Source organism: Variovorax sp. P4_D9, from assembly GCF_056401695.1.
The window spans coordinates 1-5,234 of the sequence record NZ_JBFUIU010000631.1 but is presented as its reverse complement, the minus strand read 5'-3'; the positions used below and the strand labels follow the sequence as shown (position 1 = coordinate 5,234).

The window sequence follows — 5,234 nt, the reverse complement described above, 5'->3', positions numbered from 1 at the left end:
GTTCAATCGCAGTCGCCTGGCCTTCTGGTTCGGGCTGGTCCTGCTGCTCTGCGCCAGCGCGGTGCTCGAATGGTCGCGGCTGTACCGGCTCGAGTTCCGCCTGCCGGGGCATGGCGGCGGGGTGCTCGGCTACCTGGTCGGACCGGCAAGCGTCAAGTGGATGGGATTCACCGGCTCGGCCCTGATCGCGATCGCCGGCGGCGTGATCGGCTCGGCACTGGTGTTTCGCTTCTCCTGGGGCCAGATCGCCGAACGCATCGGCACGCGCCTCTATTCATTGTTCGAGTCGCGGCGCGAAAAGCGCGAGATTGCGCAGGACATCGCGATGGGCAAGCAGGCCGTGCGCGAGCGAGAGGAACTGTCGGCGGTCGACTCCGGGCCCGAGCCCGAGGTGCCCGACGAAGAATTGCGCATCCTGCCGCGGCCCAAGCGGCGCGCGCCGTCGCCCCCGGTGCAGATCGAGCCGGCGCTGGCCGAGGTGCCGAAGAGCGATCGCGTGGCCAAGGAGCGCCAGAAGCCGCTGTTCCGCGAGCTGCCCGACAGCAAGTTGCCGCAGGTCGACCTGCTCGACGCCGCACAGGCGCGCCAGGAAACCGTGTCGCCCGACACGCTCGAGATGACGTCTCGCATGATCGAGAAGAAGCTCAAGGACTTCGGCGTCGAGGTGCGCGTGGTGCTGGCCTCGCCGGGCCCGGTGATCACGCGCTACGAGATCGAGCCGGCCACCGGCGTCAAGGGCTCGCAGATCGTCAACCTCGCGAAAGACTTGGCGCGCTCGCTGTCGCTGGTGTCGATCCGCGTGGTCGAGACGATCCCAGGCAAGAACTACATGGCGCTCGAACTGCCGAACGCCAAGCGGCAGTCGATCAAGCTCAGCGAGATCCTCGGCTCGCAGGTCTACAACGAGGGCAAGTCGATGCTCACGATGGGCCTCGGCAAGGACATCATCGGCAACCCGGTGGTGGCCGATCTGGCGAAGATGCCGCACGTGCTGGTGGCGGGCACCACGGGCTCCGGCAAGTCGGTCGGCATCAACGCGATGATCCTGAGCCTGTTGTACAAGGCCGAGGCGCGCGACGTCCGCCTGCTGATGATCGACCCGAAGATGCTCGAGATGTCGGTCTACGAAGGCATCCCACACCTGCTGGCGCCGGTGGTCACCGACATGCGGCAGGCGGCCCACGGCCTGAACTGGTGCGTGGCCGAGATGGAGCGGCGCTACAAGCTCATGAGCAAGCTCGGCGTGCGCAACCTGGCCGGCTACAACGTCAAGATCGACGAGGCCAAGGCGCGCGAGGAGTTCATCTACAACCCCTTCAGCCTGACGCCCGACAGCCCCGAGCCGCTGCAGCGCGAGCCGCACATCGTGGTCGTGATCGACGAGCTGGCCGACCTGATGATGGTGGTCGGCAAGAAGATCGAAGAACTGATCGCCCGCTTGGCGCAGAAGGCGCGGGCGGCCGGCATCCACCTGATCCTGGCGACCCAGCGGCCCAGCGTGGACGTGATTACCGGCCTGATCAAGGCCAACATCCCGACCCGCATCGCCTTCCAGGTGTCGAGCAAGATCGACTCCCGCACCATCCTCGACCAGATGGGCGCCGAGGCGCTGCTGGGCATGGGCGACATGCTCTACATGCCGAGCGGCACCGGCCTGCCGGTGCGCGTGCACGGCGCCTTCGTGAGCGACGAGGAAGTGCACCGTGTGGTCGCCTACCTCAAGTCGCAAGGGGAGCCGGACTACATCGAAGGGGTGCTCGAAGGCGGTACCGTCGATGGCGACGGCGATGTGCTGGGCGAGGGCGGTGCGGAAGGCGGCGAGAAGGACCTGATGTACGACCAGGCGGTCGAGGTCGTGCTGAAGCACCGCAAGGCCAGTATCTCGCTGGTGCAGCGCCACTTGAAGATCGGCTACAACCGCGCCGCGCGGCTGGTCGAGGACATGGAAAACGCGGGCCTGGTGAGCGCCATGAGCGGCAGCGGCCAGCGCGAAATCCTGGTGCCCGCAAGGACGGAATGAACGAATCGAAGATGAAAATGAAGAAGCTGATCGCGGGGGCCTTGCTGGCCGTGGCTGCGGCCGGTGCATGGGCCGGCGGCATGGAGAGCCTCGAGGCTTTCGTGAAGACCGTGAAGTCGGGCCGTTCCGAGTTCACCCAGACCGTGACGGCACCGCCGAAGGACGGCCAGGAGTCGCGCGCCAAGGTGTCGACCGGCCGCTTCGAATTCCAGCGGCCGGGCAAATTCAGGTTCGACTACAAGAAGCCTTTCGTTCAGAGCATCGTCGCCGACGGCGAGATGCTGTCGCTGTACGACGCCGACCTCAACCAGGTGACGCAGCGCAAGCAGGCCCAGGCGCTCGGCTCCACGCCCGCCGCGCTGATCGCCGCGGCGCCCGACCTGCGCGCCCTGCAGGCCGACTTCACGCTCGAGGCCGCGCCCGAGCGCGATGGCCTGCAGTGGGTCAAGGCGACACCGAAGAGCAAGGACGGCCAGTTGCAGAGCGTGCAGGTCGGCTTCCTGGGCGACGCCCTGTCCGCCCTCGAGATCCTCGACAGCTTCGGCCAGCGCTCGGTGATCAAGTTCGGCAAGATCGAGGTTAACCCGTCGCTGCCGCCGTCGACCTTCCAGTTCAAGGTGCCGAGCGGCGCCGACGTGATCCGCCAGTAGGGCGGGCCGCGGATGGCCAGCTCCTCGCACCAACCCTTAGCCGAACGACTTCGCCCGCGGACCCTCGGCGAAGTGATCGGGCAGCAGCATCTGCTGGGCCCCGGCATGCCGCTGCGCATCGCCTTCGAGTCCGGACAGCCGCACTCGTGCATCCTCTGGGGCCCGCCGGGCGTGGGCAAGACCACGATCGCGCGCCTGATGGCCGATGCCTTCGACGCCCAGTTCCTGAGCATCAGCGCGGTGCTCGGTGGCGTGAAGGATATCCGCGACGCGGTCGAGCGCGCCCTCTCGGCACGCGACGGGCTTGAGCAGCGCCGCACCATCGTCTTCGTCGACGAGGTGCACCGCTTCAACAAGAGCCAGCAGGACGCCTTCCTGCCGCACGTCGAATCGGGCCTGTTCACTTTCATCGGCGCGACCACCGAGAACCCCTCCTTCGAGGTCAACTCGGCGCTGCTGTCGCGGGCCGCGGTGTACGTGCTGCAGCCGCTCGCAGAGGCCGATCTCAGGAAGATCGTCGAACGGGCGCGGGCCATCCAGGCGGTCCCGGCGATCGATGCCGAAGCCGTCGACCGCCTGGTGGCCTACGCCGACGGCGACGCCCGGCGGCTGCTCAATACGCTGGAGACGCTGGCGGTCGCCGCCGGCGCCGAGAAACTCGACAACATCACCGATGCCTGGCTGCTGCGCGTGCTCGGCGAGCGGCTGAGGCGCTATGACAAAGGCGGCGAGCAGTTCTACGACACCATTTCGGCGCTGCACAAATCGGTGCGCGGCAGCGATCCCGATGCGGCGCTGTACTGGTTCGTGCGCATGCTCGACGGCGGCGCCGATCCGCGCTACATGGCGCGCCGGCTGGTGCGCATGGCGAGCGAGGACATCGGCCTGGCCGACCCGCGCGCGCTGCGGCTCGCGCTCGATGCGGCCGAGGTGTACGAGCGGCTCGGCAGCCCCGAAGGCGAACTGGCGCTGGCCCAGTGCGTGGTGTACCTCGCGGTGGCGCCGAAGTCGAACGCGGTCTACAAGGCCCACAACGAGGTCAAGGCCTTCATCAAGTCTGACAGCACGCGGCCGGTGCCGATGCATCTGCGTAATGCGCCGACACAGTTGATGAAGCAACTTGACTACGGCAAGGGCTACCGCTACGCGCACGACGAGGAGGGCGGTTTTGCGGCCGGCGAGCGCTACATGCCCGAGGGCCTCGAGGCGCTGTCGTTCTACCGTCCCGTGGAGCGGGGTCTCGAAATCCGCATCGCGGAAAAGCTGCGCGAATTGCGGAAACGCAATGAGGATGCCGCAGGGTGATACCGCCCTGCACCGACATCGATACTCCGATGCACCACCGGCGCTCTTCGCATTGCGCCAGCGGGAAAACCCCGTCGAAACCGCACCAGAACGGCGTTCCCGCGTAATTACAATCCCGCCACAAACCCGCCGTCGTCACATGCTGGCGGGTTTTTTGCTAAGTGAAACCCAGCGTTCTAACCAGTGCGCCGGGTCAGCCGGGCGCCTCTCGAGGGCGTCAACACAAAAAGGGATTTCGTTATGGACACCTTGCTGCAGCAGATCATCAACGGTCTGGTTCTCGGCAGCATGTACGCCTTGATAGCCTTGGGCTATACCATGGTGTACGGCATCATCAACCTCATCAATTTCGCGCACGGGGAAGTTCTGATGGTCGGGGCACTGACCAGCTGGAGCATCATCGGCCTCATGCAGGAGTCGATGCCCGGCACGCCGGGCTGGCTGATCCTGCTGATCGCGCTGCTGATCGCCTGCGTGGTCGCCGCCACGCTCAACTTCGTGATCGAGAAGGTGGCCTACCGGCCGCTGCGCAACAGCCCCAAGCTGGCACCGCTGATCACCGCCATCGGCATGTCGATCCTGCTGCAGACGCTGGCGATGATCATCTGGAAGCCGACCAACAAGGCCTATCCGAACCTGCTGTCGACCACGCCGATCCACATCGGCGGCGCGGTGATCTCGCCGACCCAGGTGATGATCCTCAGCGTCACCGCGATCTGCCTCGCGATCCTGACCTGGCTGGTCAACTACACCAAGCTCGGCCGCGCGATGCGCGCCACCGCCGAGAACCCGCGGGTCGCGGCGCTGATGGGCATCCGTCCGGACATGGTGATCTCGGCGACCTTCATCATCGGCGCCGTGCTGGCGGCGGTGGCGGGCGTGATGTACGCGTCCAACTACGGCATCGCGCAGCACGCGATGGGCTTCATCCCCGGCCTCAAGGCCTTCACGGCGGCGGTCTTCGGCGGCATCGGCAACCTCGCCGGCGCGGTGGTCGGCGGCATCCTGCTGGGGCTGATCGAGGCCATCGGCTCGGGCTACATCGGGGCGCTCACGGGCGATGTGCTGGGCAGCCACTACAGCGACATCTTCGCCTTCATCGTGCTGATCATCATGCTCACGCTGCGGCCCTCGGGCCTGCTCGGCGAGCGCGTGGCGGACCGGGCCTGAGGAGCACGCGATGAAGATCAGCAAGAACACCTTCCTGTACGCCGTCGGCATCGTCCTGGTGCTCGCCCTGCCGCTGCTGCTGCAGACCC

General features: G+C 66.6%; 4 protein-coding genes. All 4 read left to right on the top strand.

The genetic code is table 11. From position 1 onward, the window contains the following. Window positions 1-2,020 (top strand): DNA translocase FtsK (locus tag AC1DY5_RS41010; protein WP_478120176.1); only part of this gene is annotated, 2,020 nt, incomplete at its 5' end. 17 nt (window positions 2,021-2,037) lie between these two features. Continuing rightward, entirely contained in the window at window positions 2,038-2,670 is a 633-nt protein-coding gene (gene lolA / locus AC1DY5_RS41005) for an outer membrane lipoprotein periplasmic chaperone LolA (protein WP_478120175.1), read from the top strand. A gap of 12 nt (window positions 2,671-2,682) precedes the next feature. Beyond that, a complete protein-coding gene (locus AC1DY5_RS41000) occupies window positions 2,683-3,975 on the top strand; it encodes a replication-associated recombination protein A (RefSeq protein WP_478120174.1) in 1,293 nt (430 codons plus the stop codon). A gap of 240 nt (window positions 3,976-4,215) precedes the next feature. Continuing rightward, entirely contained in the window at window positions 4,216-5,145 is a 930-nt protein-coding gene (locus AC1DY5_RS40995; protein ID WP_478120173.1) for a branched-chain amino acid ABC transporter permease, read from the top strand. Window positions 5,146-5,234: the final 89 nt, after the last annotated feature.